At 49.9% G+C, this 15,247-nt stretch carries 9 protein-coding genes; 2 read left to right on the forward strand and 7 right to left on the reverse strand.

Going from position 1 to position 15,247, the window contains the following annotated elements; all coding sequences use genetic code 11:
* Positions 1-12: 12 nt before the first annotated feature.
* Entirely contained in the window at positions 13-888 is an 876-nt protein-coding gene (locus MKZ04_RS14705; RefSeq protein WP_023857113.1) for a M23 family metallopeptidase, read from the reverse strand.
* Positions 889-1,080: 192 nt separating this feature from the next.
* On the opposite strand from MKZ04_RS14705, the gene MKZ04_RS14710 reads away from it, so the two are divergent.
* Positions 1,081-1,578 carry a GNAT family N-acetyltransferase gene (locus tag MKZ04_RS14710; RefSeq protein ID WP_023857112.1) on the forward strand — a complete coding sequence of 166 codons (498 nt, stop codon included), beginning with the start codon at positions 1,081-1,083 and terminating at the stop codon, positions 1,576-1,578.
* 51 nt (positions 1,579-1,629) lie between these two features.
* Here the strand turns inward: MKZ04_RS14710 and MKZ04_RS14715 are convergent, their stop codons facing one another.
* Positions 1,630-2,073: a YwnF family protein gene (locus MKZ04_RS14715; RefSeq protein ID WP_025810657.1), complete on the reverse strand. Its 444-nt coding sequence runs from the start codon at positions 2,071-2,073 to the stop codon at positions 1,630-1,632.
* Between the two features lie 247 nt (positions 2,074-2,320).
* Between MKZ04_RS14715 and cls the strand changes: the two genes are divergently transcribed.
* On the forward strand, positions 2,321-3,769 hold the full coding sequence (cls, locus tag MKZ04_RS14720; RefSeq protein ID WP_149169777.1) for a cardiolipin synthase: 1,449 nt from the start codon (positions 2,321-2,323) through the stop codon (positions 3,767-3,769).
* A 52-nt stretch (positions 3,770-3,821) separates the two neighbouring features.
* Here the strand turns inward: cls and MKZ04_RS14725 are convergent, their stop codons facing one another.
* From MKZ04_RS14725 to MKZ04_RS14745, 5 genes are read right to left on the reverse strand one after another with little or no spacing between them, the layout of a single operon-like run.
* Positions 3,822-5,255 carry an MDR family MFS transporter gene (locus tag MKZ04_RS14725; protein ID WP_035337872.1) on the reverse strand — a complete coding sequence of 478 codons (1,434 nt, stop codon included), beginning with the start codon at positions 5,253-5,255 and terminating at the stop codon, positions 3,822-3,824.
* Positions 5,252-5,476 carry an MbtH family protein gene (locus tag MKZ04_RS14730; RefSeq protein WP_023857108.1) on the reverse strand — a complete coding sequence of 75 codons (225 nt, stop codon included), beginning with the start codon at positions 5,474-5,476 and terminating at the stop codon, positions 5,252-5,254. The genes MKZ04_RS14725 and MKZ04_RS14730 overlap by 4 nt, the downstream gene beginning before the upstream one ends.
* A gap of 2 nt (positions 5,477-5,478) precedes the next feature.
* Positions 5,479-12,645, reverse strand: coding sequence for an amino acid adenylation domain-containing protein (locus tag MKZ04_RS14735; RefSeq protein ID WP_341046227.1), 7,167 nt, complete (start codon positions 12,643-12,645; stop codon positions 5,479-5,481).
* Between the two features lie 14 nt (positions 12,646-12,659).
* On the reverse strand, positions 12,660-13,586 hold the full coding sequence (locus MKZ04_RS14740) for an isochorismatase family protein (RefSeq protein ID WP_023857106.1): 927 nt from the start codon (positions 13,584-13,586) through the stop codon (positions 12,660-12,662).
* 25 nt (positions 13,587-13,611) lie between these two features.
* Complete coding sequence (locus MKZ04_RS14745; protein WP_149169762.1) at positions 13,612-15,234, reverse strand: (2,3-dihydroxybenzoyl)adenylate synthase; 1,623 nt, start codon at positions 15,232-15,234, stop codon at positions 13,612-13,614.
* Between the last annotated feature and the right edge of the window lie 13 nt (positions 15,235-15,247).

The following is a 15,247-nucleotide window of genomic DNA, read 5'->3' on the forward strand; positions in this document are numbered from 1 at the left end:
GGGAAGCGTGCCTTATGACTGGCTTGAATCGTCAGACTGGGTTCCGTCTTGATTTTCTGACCCTTCAGACGAATCTTCCCGTTTGGTTTTGTCGTCTTTTCCACCTGTTTGATCTTTCGCTTTGTCTTCTGTTTTTGACTTTTCTTCAACAGAAGGCTGAGCAGGTTCCTTCATTTCAGCCGCTTGTTCCTCCACCGCTTTTTCGATGCTGGAGACCGGCTTGTCCATGAAGTTCAACGGGTTTAGCGCAACACCGTCTTTGCGGATTTCAAAATGCACATGGTTTCCGCCTTCTTCATTGTAAAGGTTTTTGCCTGCTTTTCCGATGACTTGATTTTGTTCAATCTTGTCACCTTGTTTGACGCTTACTTCAGAAAGAGACTGATACACAGTTGATAAACCATTTTCATGTTCAACTTCAACAACGTAGCCCAGTACAGGGTCTTTTGCAGCTTTGATGACCGTACCGCTGAGAGATGCGGAAACATCGAATGTTTTTCCGTCTTTCTCAGCCAAGTCGATACCTTTGCTCATGCTGTACGTGTTATTATAGTTTACAAGTGCTGCTTCTTTCTCTTCTTTAGTTGCGTCAGTTTCAAAGAACTTTTTAACGACAGAAACATTTTCAGAATCAGCAACCGGCATTGCGACATTTTCGACTGGTTTGCCTACTTCTACCGCGTCATCCCGGTTATCATAGGCTGATTTCTTACCATCGTCAGCAAGCTGATCTTTTACATCGTTGTTAGAAGCCGATTGATACCAAAGAACGGCGGTTAATACAACGACGGCACTTGTCAAATAGATGGCCGGAAATACCCAGCGTTTACGAAAAAACTGTTGCAGCTTTGTGATTTTGGAAGTACGATTCTTTTCTTCCTCTTTCATTACTCATCACCTCAGCAACATTCTGAACACTTTTCAGAAAATATATACATTTACAAAAAACTTTTTTTAAGTTAGTCTGCACCGGCTGCTTCGTTTTTATGTAAAAACCGCCCTAAAACCTGAAATTTCACCAATGTGCATGATAACGGGAAAAACGCCGAAGATATAACATATGAAGAAAGGACAGAGAGAATGAAACTACGGATCGCCAATCGGGAAGACCTTCCCGCAGTAGTCGATATTTACAACTCCACCATTGCGTCGCGAATGGTTACGGCAGATACAGAACCCGTCACACCTGAAGAAAGGCTGAACTGGTTTTTGAACCATACCGAGGCAAGGCCTCTTTATATTGTGGAAAATGAACAAGGGGATATCGCCGGCTGGATCAGCTTCGAATCATTTTACGGTAGGCCCGCCTATAACAAAACCGCCGAAGTCAGCATTTACCTTCATGAAGACCACCGCGGCAAAGGGGCGGGTTCAGCGGTGCTTGAAAAAGCGCTTGAAGTCGCGCCAAAGCTTGGAATCCGTTCTTTAATGGCGTTTATTTTCGCCCACAACGAACCGAGCATCAAGCTTTTCAAAAAATACGGCTTTACCGAGTGGGGACACTTTCCCGGAATCGCCGAGATGGATCGAATACGGTACGATTTAAAAATATTAGGAAAAGAATTGAATGAAGCCTGATCATCATGGCACGAAAAAAAAGAGCTGTCATGCAGCTCTTTTTTTCTTTCATCATTCAGCCAGCCTGCGCCTTCTGATCTCTTCTTCATTTAAAAATTCCAAAAAGCTTCTCATCACAGTAAACGGCTCTTCTTTGACCGCCTGAACGTACCGGCTTTTCCGTTCATCGGAAAGCACTTCGCTTGTTTGCATCCGTTCCAATATATATTTCATCACCGATTGCTGAACATTTCTTTTTTGGTAAGACGACTCTCTGAACAGCGCCATGCCGAAAGCTGCTGCTGCGGCAGCGCAGCCGATTTTTATCATTGAATCGGTTCCATAGGATGCCTGCCCCCAAAAAGAAGAAAGATAAACCAATGAAGCAACAAGCAGCGGAATCGCGATAAAAAGAAATATCAGCCTTTTCTTTAAGAACGGCGCCGCCACATGCTTGAGGTTATCCATTTCTTCTTTCATAAAAGCCGGCATTTGATGGAAACGTTCCATATCCATAATCAATCCCTCCCGATTTGGTTAAAGAGGCGTTGTTTCGCTGATTAAATCACGCTTTTTATATGTATATCGTAACTTAGATCCAACATGTTTTACAGTTTTTTGCCTTTCCCCTTTTTATTAGGAACTTTCCGTCCCCCGCCCCGTATAACATGAGATAGTTGCTTGAAAGGGGAGTAACTGTTATAAATGGAATGTATAAAAACAAATCCGTCTTGTGAGGTTCAATATGGATATTATTAAAAATATCAGCATCACATCGATATTTCTCGGCTTTATATTAGTTTTAAACACGCTATTGGCAATCGTTGTGATCTTTAGGGAACGCCGGGATGCAAGCTCCTCCTGGGCCTGGCTCTTGGTACTCTTCTTTATTCCCGTTCTTGGCTTTATCCTCTATTTGCTCTTCGGCCACAATTTGAGCAGGAATCACCTTTTTCAATGGGAAGACCGAAAGAGGATCGGGATGGAAAAAATATTGGAACAGCAGCTGACCAAGCTGAAAAACCGCGAGTTTGAATTTCGCAATAAAGCGACGGCGGACAGCAAAGACTTGATTTATATGCACATTCTGAATAACCACGCCGTTTTCACGGAAGACAATGCGGTCGAGCTGTTAACGGACGGACGCCAGAAATTCGACAGACTGCTTCGCGACATTGAAAACGCCAAAGACCATATACATCTTCAATATTATATTTATAAAGGCGATGAGATCGGAAAAAAGCTGCGGGACGCGCTGATCAAAAAAGCAAAAGAAGGCGTTGAAGTCCGTGTTTTGTATGATGAATTGGGATCAAGAAGCCTCAGGAAAAGCTTTTTCAAAGAGCTGAAAAAGTCGGGAGGATTTGTCGAAGTTTTTTTCCCGTCGCGTTTTAAATTTATCAATTTGCGCATGAATTACCGCAACCACCGCAAGCTCGTCATCATCGACGGCGTCATCGGCTATGTCGGAGGATTTAATGTCGGGGACGAATACCTCGGTCTAAATCCGGCTTTTGGCTATTGGCGGGACACGCATCTCAGAATCAAAGGAACGGCAGTCCATTCGATTCAAACGCGTTTTATCCTGGATTGGAATCAGGCCTCGCACCATCACGATATTACATATATGCCAAACCACTTTCCTGACATCGATTCCAACGGAAACATCGGCATGCAAATCGTCACCAGCGGTCCCGATTCAGAATGGGAGCAGATTAAAAACGGCTATATTAAAATGATATCAACGGCAAAGCGGTCGATTCTTATACAGACGCCTTATTTTATTCCGGACGCAAGCCTGCTCGATGCCCTCAGAATTGCTTGTCTGTCCGGCGTTGACGTGAGAATCATGATTCCTAACAAACCCGACCATCCTTTTGTGTACTGGGCTACCTATTCTTACATCGGCGAACTTTTAAAAGCCGGCGCTTCCGTATTTATTTACGACAACGGATTTATCCATGCGAAAACAATCGTTGTAGATGAAGAAATTTCATCAGTCGGCACGGCAAATATTGATATGCGCAGCTTCAAGCTCAATTTTGAAGTGAATGCTTTTTTATACGATGAGGAAATTTCGAGAAGCCTTGTCCTATCATTTGAAAAAGATCTGCAAGTCTCAAGGGAGCTGACCTATGAGGAATATTTAAACAGAAGCAAATCGATCCGCTTCAAAGAAGCCATTTCGATCCTGCTGTCGCCGATTTTATAGCGCGCCATTCATGCGGTAAAAAAATCCTCCCGGAAACGGGAGGATTTTTGTTTTACTTACCGGAAGCCGCCGCACCTTTGGAAACTGAAGCATGCTTGTCCATTTGACGTTCAGTGTCAGCGTCCTTGAGCTTGAGTGCGATGAAAAATGCTGCCATGAGGAAGCCGGCTGCACCGAGCAAAGCGGTCCGGTAAGCTGATAAATCGGGCTCTATCCCTGCGCCAGGCTGACTGAGCACGGCAAGGACGCACGACATGACGGCAACTCCAAAAGCAGATCCGAGCCGGTTTTGCACATTAAACAGCGTCGTTGCCCGACCCATTGATGAAGATGAAATGTTGGCAAAACAAACAACCTGCGCCGCGCCAACCGCATGCCCCAGAAAAAAGCCCGCCGAAAACAGCAGCAGCCTGAGAAGCCACAGATTTGACCCGTATCCGGTCAGGCTCAGCAGCCCAAACAATACAGCGGCGCCTAAAAGCGCAACGGAAATTACCCGCCTCGGCCCGAGCTTATCTAACGACCTCGGCATCAGCTGGGAGGCCAGCATCAAGCCTAATGCTTCGGGAAACGTGATCAAAGCGGTATCGGTCGCAGAATAGCCGAGTGCTTCCTGGCACAACAGCGGAAATATATAGAGCATGCCAAGGAGTCCGCCTGCTGTCAAAAGCGAAATGACGCTCATCATTCCAAAAACCCGGTCCTTCAATAAGCGCAGTTCAATCAGCGGATGCTCAGCCTTCAGCTCGACAAAAACGAGAATGGCGAGGAGAATCACTCCCCCGGTTCCTGAAACAAGCACATTCGGAGAGCCGAAGCCCTGCACAGGCCCCTGGCTGAGTGCAAAAACTGCCAACGCCATTCCCGGCCCAGCCAAAAGAAATCCTAGCCAATCAAATCTCCCCGCTTTCGGCTCCATATGTTCATGAAGATATAACAGGCCAAACAGCAGAATGATCATACCGATCGGAATATTAATGTAAAAAATCCAGCGCCATGACAGCTGATCCGTCAGAAACCCGCTGATGATCGGCCCAACCGCAGGCGCGACCGCAATCGGAAGGACGAGAACTCTCGAAATTTCAGCCCGTTCGTGCGGAGGAAACGTCCTGAACAAGATTGCCATTCCCACTGGTGTGATCAATCCGCCGCCGGCTCCCTGGATCACGCGAAATACGTTTAATGCCGCCAGATTGTCAGCGATTCCGCATAATGCGGATGCAGCCGTAAATATGGAAAGCGCGGCAAGGAAAACACGCTTTGTCCCAAAGCGGTCTCCAAACCAGCCGGCTGCGGGAAGAAAGACCGCCAAGCTGACTAAGTATCCGATGTTAATTGTGCCTGCAGCAGACGGCAAAGTTTGAAATTCGTTCATGATGGCGGGCAATGCCATGTTAATGACACTCGCATCCATTGCAGCCATAAACATGGCCGTTACATATACAATGCTGACAACCGTCCTTTGATTGAACGGCCTTCTCTTCATTGCTGACCGCCGTGAACTTCTGCAGCCGGCTTCAAGCTGTTCGGCGAGAGATCGGTCCAATTCGAGCTGATATAGTCGATGCAGGCGCTGCGGCTCGTTTCCCCGCAGACAATCTCCCACCCTGCCGGAATATGAACAAAGGCGGGCCAGAGTGAATACTGGCCTTCCTCATTCATTAAAACAACATATGTGCCCTGTTCATTTTCAAAAGGATTTGTCATCGTTATCTCTCCCTACTTGTCCGTATCTTTTTCAAGCCGTCCAGTTTTTCCGCAACATGACGTCCGATTTCGGCCAGCGGCTCCGGCTGGCACAAATCTTTATGCCGGCAATCCATATCATGAATATCAATGTTTCCGTTCAGATAAGGAAGCCATGACTCCGGATCGATCGGATCAAACCATTCCGGTATCACGGTAGATTTGAAGAACAGGATATCACCATGAAAGACGCGGGGCTTATATTCGCTTAAAATCCGGACGGAATTCACATAAGTCTCCTTTAAATTCAAGATCGCAGCCTCATCCAGGCTGGCAAGCGCACTGCCGTCTCGGCGCAGTATATCGATCGCACTGGAAAGTTTCAGCGGTTCCCCGTTAAGGCTGTCCGGATCGTATCCTCCCAATGCCAAGAGTGCAATCAATGCTTCCTGCTCATCAGGTGCATCTTTAATTGGAAGGAAGTGATTCGGGTATGCATCAAGCATGACAAGAAGCGAAATGTCTTCCCCTTGTTCCTGCAGCTGAGTTGCGATCGCATGTACAACATTGCCTCCGAGAGACCAGCCGAGAAGACGATAAGGCCCTGTTGGCTGAATCGTACGAATGTGCCTGATATAATCCGCGGCCATGTCGTCGAGCGTATCAGGAAGCTCTTCCTGCCTTGCGATCCCGCGAGCTTGAAGGCCGTATATCGGATATTCCTTCCCGAGTGCCGTCATTAAACCGGCATAACACCAGCTGAGGCCCCCGGCCGGGTGCACACAAAACAGGGGATCCTGACTGCCTCCGGTTCTCAGCGGAAGCAGTACATCCAGCGCACTTTGCCCGCCGCCGGATTCAAGCCGTTCAGCGAGTCCGCTGACAGTAGGCGCTTCAAGCAGGTCGCCGATGCCGAGCTCGACGCCGAGCGCTTCACGAATGCGGCTCATCAGCTGTACGGCGAGCAGAGAATGACCGCCAAGTTCGAAGAATCCGTCATCAATACCAATCCGCGGCACATTGAGGATTTCTGAAAAAAGATCACATAAGATTTCTTCCTGCGGTGTTCTTGGCCCCCGTCCTTTAACAGCCGCGGCAAAATCAGGCTCAGGCAGCGCTTTTCGATCAAGTTTGCCATTTGGAGTCAATGGCAGGTCTGCAATTTTTACAAATGCAGAAGGCACCATGTACTCCGGCAGAGTGCCTGAGGCAAACCGGCGCAGCTCAGCCGGATCAGTTTCTTCTTCAGACGTCGGGACAACATAGGCGATCAGGCGCTTGTCCCCGGGCTGGTCTTCCCTTACAACTACAGCAGCTTGATTCACCTTGTGATGGCGGACAAGCACCGCTTCTATCTCGCCGAGTTCGATTCTAAAGCCGCGGATCTTGATCTGCTGATCGGCCCTGCCCATATAATCAAGAGAGCCGTCTTGGCGCCTGCGGGCAAGATCGCCGGTTCGGTACATCCGGGTTCCGGGCGGACCAAACGGATCAGCGACAAAACGGTCTGCCGTCAAATCGGGTCTGCCCAAGTAACCCCGTGCGAGGCCGCCCCCCGACACATACATCTCTCCGGTGACGCCCGGGGGTACCGGTTCAAGGTATTCATCAAGCACATATACACCTAAATCGGGAATCCCTTGACCGATCAGGCTGTTCGCTTGAAGTGCTGCAGTCTGCTGATCGAGGGAAATATAGCTGACATGTACCGTCGTTTCTGTAATTCCGTACATATTAATCAGCCGCGGGAAATGCTCCGGATGGCGTTCATACCAATCTTCAAGCCTCTTCAGTTCGAGCGCTTCCCCTCCAAAAATGATAAAGCGCAAGGAAAGGCACTTTCCTGTCTCAGCATTGTCCCGGTCAGCCTGCATCAATTGATAAAATGCGGAAGGGGTCTGATTGAGCACAGTCACTCCCTCGCGTACGAGAAGATTGAGAAAGTCGGCCGGCGAGCGGCTGATTGTATGAGGCACCACGACAAGCCGTCCCCCATTGAGCAGCGCTCCCCAAATTTCCCATACCGAAAAGTCAAATGCGTAAGAATGAAACATCGTCCAAACATCGTCAGAGCCAAAATGAAACCATTGGTCAGTCGCTCCGAACAGCCGCACGACATTTTGATGTGGAACGATCACTCCTTTCGGCTTGCCGGTCGAACCGGATGTGTAAATGACATACGCCGGGTGAAGAGGCAGCAAAGGCTTCGTACGGTCGGCATCAACCGGATTCGCAGAAGCGCATCCGTTCAGTTCCTCTTGTATGCAAGGGTCATCAAGGACAATCCGTTCAACAGATGCGGGAACAGAAAGGCATGATTCGACCGCTGAACTCGTAACGATGCAGGCAGGATGTGCATCATTCAACATAAACGCTATCCTTTCTGCCGGGTAGTCCGGATCCAGAGGCACATATGCCGCGCCAGCTTTCAGCACTGCAAGCAGTCCGACAACCATATCCAAAGATCTTGGCAGCGCCAGGGCAGCAAATTGTTCGGGACCGACCCCTTTGGCGATCAGGAGATGGGCAAGCCGGTTAGCGCGTCTATTGAGCTCGCCGTATGTGAGCGAGTCATTTTCATATATAACCGCAACGGCTTCCGGGTCCTTCGCAGCCTGCTTTTCAAATAAAACAGGCAAAGATGAACAAGGTATGTTGTTGGACGATTTGCTCCAGTCAGCCAGCATGTTTTCACGTTCGGCCGGAAGGAGAATATCAAGTCTTCCAATCGGCTGATCAGGGTCGGATACTGCTGAATCCAGCAGTCTGACAAGCCGTTCGGCCAATGTTTGAACCGTATTTCGCTCAAATAAATCTGTGCTGTATTCCACAAATCCGCCGATACCTGCGGGTGTTCCATCCGCTTTTCGATGTTCCCGAAGCTCAATCGTCAAATCAAACTTGGCTGCGCCGACACTGCGAATGTCAATGTCTGATTTAAGGCCGGAAAGTTCAAGCTCAGGTTCAGGCGTATTTTGATAGGCGAGCATGATTTGGAACAGCGGATGTCTCGCTCTTGACCTGGCAGGATTGAGCACTTCAACAAGGCGCTCGAACGGAAGGTCCTGATGCTCATATGCTGCAAGATTTACTTTTCTAACTCTGTTCAGAAGTTCCCGAAAACTTGGATTACCCGATGTATCTGTTCGGAGCACAAGCGTATTAACGAACAATCCGACAATTCCGCCTAAAGCATCATCGTTTCTTCCCGCTATCGGGCTCCCGAGCGGAATGTCGTGGCCTGCTCCGAGCCGTGTCAGCAGTGAGGCAAGGGCCGACTGCAAAATCATGAACATGCTGACTCCGGTGCTGCGGGACAAACCGAGCAAACGGCGGTGCAGCTGTTCGTCAATGCTGAGATCAATCGTACCGCCTCTGTAGCTTGATTCCGACGGACGCGGGTGATCAGTCGGAAGCTCCAGCTGATCAGGCAGATGTTCCAATGCCTTTGACCAATACCCGAGCTGCTTGGCAATCAGACTGTCCGGATTGCTCTCATGTCCAAGCAGATGTTCCTGCCATACGGCATAGTCGGCATATTGTATAGAAAGCGGCTCCCAAGCAGGTGCCTCACCATTCAGACGCGCATTGTAGGCGGTTTCCAAATCGCGGGTCAGCGGCGTTAAAGACCAGCCGTCGCCAATCATATGGTGCAAAAGCAGAAGAAGAACAAATTTGTCCGGTCCGAGTACGAATAGCTGGGCGCGAAACGGAGGTTCCTTTTCTAAATGAAAACGGTGCCGAACAGCCTCAGCCAGGACTTTTTCCAAATCATGTTCGCTGACATGGGATACAGCGAGTTCGGGACGCGCTTGATCCGCTTCCAATATCAGCTGGTGTGTTGTCCCCTGCTGATCCGGAAAAATTGTTCGAAGCGGCTCATGTCTTGCTGCTACATCGCTCAGAGCGGTTGTCAGCGCCTCTCGGTCCAAACGTCCGGTTAAATGAACGACAACCGGAATATTATAGGTCGGGCTCGGTCCTTCCAAACAGTGCAAAAACCATAGGCGCCGCTGCGCGAAGGACAGCGGAATTTCTTCCCGGCGCTCTCTTTTACGCAATGCCGGACGGGCGCTCTGCGCCTGATCAAGCTGTTTGGCAAGCCCGGCGGCTGTGGGCTCATCGAATAAACGGCCGATTCCGAGTTCGACGCCAAGCGTTTCCCGAATCCGGCCGACAAGCCTGCCTGCCAGAAGCGAATGTCCGCCGAGATCAAAAAAGCTGTCATCAATACTGACTCGCGGCACCCCCAGCACTTCAGCGAATAAATCACACAATATTTCCTCTTGAGGTGTCCTTGGCTCACGTCCGCCTGTATGCATACTCAATGCCGGAGCCGGCAGGGATTTGCGGTCAAGCTTTCCGTTCGGCGTAAGCGGCAGTTCATCAAGAATGACAAATGCAGACGGAATCATATAGTCGGGCAGTGTTTCACCAACGTAGCCGCGAAGCTCGACAGGATGAAGGCTTTCTCCCGAAGCGGGAACGACATACGCAAATATACGCGGATCACCGGGCTGGTCTTCACGAACAATAGCAGCAGCTTGTTTAACAACCGGATGATTTGCAAGCACCGCTTCTATTTCTCCCATTTCAATGCGGAATCCGCGAATTTTGACTTGATGGTCCGCACGGCCGATATAATCAAGCGACCCGTCTTCGCGCCAGCGCACGAGGTCGCCCGTCCGGTACATCCTCGATCCAGGCGGCCCGTATGGATTCGCAATAAAGCGTTCAGCCGTGAGAGCGTGACGGTTCAAGTAGCCGCGCGCCACTCCTGTTCCTGCCACATAAAGTTCTCCAGCCGCTCCCGGAGGCACGGGCTGCAATCCGGCGTCTAGAACATACAGCTGCGTATTCCAAATCGCACGGCCGATCCCCGGAGATTTCGTGCAGTTGCCTCCCAGCGCGGCGGCTGTAGACCAAATCGTTGTTTCCGTCGGTCCATAAAGGTTCGTTAATGTGCATCCAAGCTGCTGCAATTGCCGGGCCAAGCTGGCTTGCAGAGCTTCCCCTCCGACAAGCGCACGAAGACCTTTAAGCTTCTCCGGAGCGCTCGAGGCCAATGCATACCAAAGGGTCGGTGTTGCCTGCATCATTGTGATTCCGTATGTTTCAATCATTTTAGCCAATGCGGAGGGGTCTTGTACCGTCTCCTTCTCGGCAAGAACGACTGCTGACCCGCTGATCAGTGGCAAATAAATTTCGAGTGCTGAGATGTCGAATGCAATCGTTGTGACGGCCAGCAGCCGGTCGTCTTGATTAAGCGGGAACATATCCTGCATTGAAAGCAAAAAATTGAATAAGCTTTCAGCTTGTACAACTACGCCTTTAGGTCTGCCGGTTGATCCGGATGTATAAATCATATATGCCGGCTGAGCGCCGGAATGCTGTCTGCCGGGATTTCCTTCAGAACATCCGGAGATTTTTTCCATAACAGTTTGTTCATCAAGGATGAACTTCGGCGTTTGCGAACTGATCATGTCTTGTGCTTTTTTGCTGGTGATGACAAACAGCGGCTGTGCATCATTGAGCATATACTCGATCCTGTCAGCCGGATAATCGGGATCTATAGGTAAATAAGCCGCTCCAGCCTTGAGAACGGCGAGCATGCTGACAATCATTTCCGCTGAGCGCGGCAGGGCCAAAGCAACGAATGTCTCGGGTTTCGCCCCCTTATTGATCAGCAGATGAGCCAGTTGATTTGCCCTTTTATTTAATTCGGAATAGGTGAGAACCTCATCATTGGAAACGACTGCCGGAGATTCAGGGTACTCCTTCGCCATCATTTCAAATCGTTGCGTAAGACTCTCATTTGGAAGACCGCGGTCTGTTTGATTCCATTCGATCAAAATTTGAGCGCGTTCTTCCGGGAGAAGAATATCCAACGTCCCCACCGGCTGAGTTTGCTCGCAATCGGCAATCGTTTTCAGAAGAGTAAGAAAACGATGAATATGATGTTCAAGTTCATCCGCATGATAAACAGCGGGGTTTGCATCCATGTTTATTTTCAACCCGCCTCCGTCCGGGCGGCCGTAAATGTTGATTGACAGATCGTCCACAGGTCCTGTGGCAAGATTATGCACGATGCCTTGACAGCCGGCAAAATTCAAGCGTTGCTCAAAAGGCATCAAATTAAGCTGCGGACCGAACAGCCGCTGATTTTCGCCAAGCAGCTTGAGTTCCCGGCGCAGTTCTTCGTGGCGGTAATGCTGATGACGCCTCAGCTTCATCATCTCTGCTGAGATTTGCTTGACCAGCTCTCCTACGCTCATGTCCGGCTGCATGCCAATCCGAAGCGGAAGGAGATTCATGACCATACCCGGAATATGGAGAGCGGCTGACCCAAGGCGGCACATCATCGGCATCCCGAGAACGACGTCATTTGCCCCCGTCAGCCGATGAACATATATTGCAGCTGCTGCCATCACGGTTTCGTGCCAAGTTGCCCCCATTCTGCTTGCGGCAGACAGAAGACGCTCAGCATGTTCACTCGGCAGATAGTCAGACCTGCGAAGAAAGCTTGAAGAGGTGCGCGGCGCCCTTTCGGCAAGACTGACTACCTCCGGTTCATCGCTGAATCGCTCAAGCCAAAATTGCCGATCTTCCTGATACTTCTCTGATGCGCGGTAAGCCGTTTCCTCCGCGAGAATCAAATCGAGGGAGCCAAAGGCTCCGCTCTGATCGATCGATTTGTTCTGCATCAATGCGGTATATATTTTTGACAGCCGCTCGGCGATCAATGTAAAGCTGAACCCGTCCGTTGCGATATGGTGAGTTCGCTGATACCAGAAGTAATGATCCGGCGCCGTTTTGAAAAGCGCTTCTGTAAAAAGCGGACCGCGAGTCAGATCAACCGGACGGGCAAGGTCATCCTTCATCCAGCTTTTCGCCGCCTGTTCCGGATCGGTTTCTGAGCTGACATCAACATAATGAATCGGAAAATCTGCCGACGGAACGATCACTTGCCACGGTCCGTCTTGATCTTCTCCAAATCTGGCATGGAATGATTCAGCTTCTTTCATGACATGGCGCAGCGCTTTCTCGAAAAGCTCTTGATCAAGCGGGCCTTTAATTTCAACGTATTCAGCTGTATTGTAGATCGGATTTTCCGGATCAAGCTGCTGAGCAAACCAAATGCCGGCTTGCGCTCCTGATAATGGCTTTCGGTTATGTTGACATTCAAGCATTAAGGCGACCTCCTTCATTGATAGTCTGCATTTGGCAAGGGTGCTTCTTTAGAGGAGGACAACAGCCTCCACCAGTTTTCAATCGAAGGGTCCTCCGCAAGCTCCACAAATGACACCTCCCGCCCCGCTCGGCGCCAGCGCTCCGCGAGACTCATGATTCTCACGGAATCAAGTCCCCTGTAAATCAAATTTTCGCTGTCGCTTATCTTTTCCGGTGATTCAAGAAGAAGCGATGCGACCTGTTCGCGAATGATCTGTTTTGTCAGTGCATGAGAGCTTTCTTTTGCGTGTTCATGGCTTGCGTCATCTTTCAGCTGGCTCAAAAGCTGTTCCGCAGTGATTGTGACGCTGCAGCGGTCAGCTGCGTATGTGATGGCCATTTCATGATGCTTTAATGAGAAATCCGCCACCGCATCGGCGACAAAAAACGTTTCAATATCTTGCATAAACGCATCACATGCCGTCATCAAGCAGCCGATATGGGCATAGATGCCGGTGATGATGAGCTGATCCCGACCTTGCTCCTCCAGCACACCTAAAAGGTTGGTTTTTCTGAACGCATTGTACCTCCACTTGGTCAGAACGATGTCGCCTTTATTCGGTTTCAGCTCATCTACAATCTTCTGCTCATCGGGATCAGGACCGATTCCGGGTCCCCAAAAATCTTGGAGAAGCCCCCGTTCTTCCGGTGTCTGAGCGCCTGGCTGAGCCGTGAAAATAACCGGAATGCCAAGCTCGGCACATCGCTTCCGAAGCTTCTTAATATTAGCCAGCAGATCTGTTACCGGAGACTCGCCGCAACGGTAAGCGTTGAGAAAATATTGCTGCATATCATGGATGAGAAGTGCAGCACGCTTCGGATGAGGAGTCCATGACACCTTGTTTTTCGGCATATTTGATGCTTCTGGCATTTGGTACGGTAAGATGGCAGGAATGGCCATCAAATCACATCCTCTCATTTTTTTATCACGTGATATTCTTAGCTGCAGACATTTTTTCAGCAATCGCTGTACGCAGTTCTTTTTTGCTGACTTTTCCTACGCCTGTCTGCGGGAATGCTTCAACCATTTCCACCCGGTCAGGTATTTTGTAGGCTGCAAGGCCCCTTTCTCTCAAAAACGATTGCAATTCAGCCTGAGCAGGTGCAGCGCCGCGTGGGATAACATACGCACACGTTCTTTCGCCGAGAAATTGATCCGGCATCGAGACAACCGCCGCATCGAGTACGGCGGGATGTGCGAGCAGGTGGTTTTCCACTTCTTCCGCGGCAACCTTCTCCCCGCCCCTGTTGATCTGGTCTTTGGCTCGTCCTTCAACAATCAAATAGCCTGATGAATTGACTTTGACCAAGTCGCCCGTACGGTAAAACCCGTCTTCTGTGAACGCTTTGGCATTATGTTCCTCAGCTTTGTAATAGCCGCGGATCGTATAAGGACCTCTTGTCAGAAGCTCCCCGGTCTGTCCGGGTCCAAGTTCGCGTCCTTCTTTATCCACAATTTTAATTTCGTCAAACTGAGACATCGGTCTGCCTTGTGTGTGAACGATCGTGTCTTCAGGATCATCAAGTCTGGTATAGTTGACCAGACCTTCTGCCATGCCATAAACCTGCTGCAGTTTGCAGCCAAACACCGATGTGACCCGTCTGGCGGCTTCGGCACTGAATTTCGCTCCGCCGACTTGAAGGACCTGGAGACTTGACAAGTCGTCCCGGCGCGCCGGAGCAGCGTCAAGCCAAATTAGCGCAAGCGGCGGTACGAGACCTGTGATCGTTACCCTCTCCTTTTCGATCAGAGGAAAGGTTTCATCCGGGCTGCCTCCTGACGCAAGAACGACTCGGCCTCCCGCATAGAGTGTACCGAGCACTCCCGGCGAACTGAGCGGATAATTGTGAGCAATTGGAAGAGCGGCAAGATACACGCTGTTGTGATCAAGCCTGCAAATCTCTGCGCTGACCCTCAAGCTGTATATATAATCATCATGCGTCCTCGGGATCAGCTTAGAAAGACCTGTGCTTCCCCCTGACAACTGAAGAAAAGCGACATCTTCTGAATGGACGTTCTGCGGAGGTGCAGGCTGATCATAAAGGCCCGACAGCGCTTCAAACTCCTCCGATTCGCCGGCGACAATGACATGACGAAGCCCCCGCAGCTTTCCCTTTACCTGTCTCGCCAGCTTGCGGTAGTCAAACCTTGCGTGATGATCGGGAATCACATAAGCAGCAGCTTCAGAAAACTCGCAAAAATACGTGATCTCGCTATGTCTGTGCGATGGAAGCGCAAAGACAGGCAGAGCTCCGATTCGGAAGAGTGCAAAGCAAACTTCAAAAAACTCGATGACATTCGGCAGCTGGACAACGACGCGGTCATTTTTTTTGATCCCAAGCTTTAAAAGACCGCCGGCCAAAGAGTCGGCTCTCTTGTCTAACTCTTGATAGCTTAAATGGGTATCTCCGTATGTAAGGGCAATGCGGCTGCCATGTTTTTCGGCCCGTTCCCTCAGCATTCCCCCAAATGTTTCGCCTCGCCAGCATCCCTCCTTCCGATATTTATCCGCAAACTCCTTCGGCCATGTTGGGCACCCTTTCAACATCCTTTATCCCTCC

The sequence above is a fragment of the Bacillus sp. FSL W7-1354 genome (assembly GCF_038002405.1).
In the GTDB taxonomy this organism is placed as follows: Bacteria; Bacillota; Bacilli; order Bacillales; family Bacillaceae; genus Bacillus; species Bacillus paralicheniformis.